Here is a 227-nt window from a genome sequence, read left to right on the forward strand (position 1 = left end):
AGAGCGGGCCGCTCAAGGACCTCTACGTGCGCGTACGCAACGCCAGCTTCCGCTCCGACTTCGCCCGCGACGCGGACGAGAACCGTGTCATCGTCGGCTACACGCTGCCGATTTGGTAAACAACAACAAGACTCACGAGGAATCATTCATCATGAAATCCGTACTGACCCGCGCCGCACTGGCAACTGCCTGTCTGGCCTTTGCCGGCCAACTGCTGGCTGCCGAAC

Annotated in this window: 1 protein-coding gene; it reads left to right on the forward strand. The window is 60.8% G+C overall.

Annotation, left to right across the window (positions count from 1 at the left end):
- Positions 1–119, forward strand: a 119-nt coding sequence (locus LK12_RS25400; RefSeq protein ID WP_156135607.1) for an OprD family outer membrane porin, incomplete at its 5' end; no start/stop codon positions are given.
- Between the last annotated feature and the right edge of the window lie 108 nt (positions 120–227).

Origin of the sequence: Novosphingobium malaysiense, from assembly GCF_000802225.1 — a bacterium.
Classification (GTDB): Bacteria; Pseudomonadota; Alphaproteobacteria; order Sphingomonadales; family Sphingomonadaceae; genus Novosphingobium; species Novosphingobium malaysiense.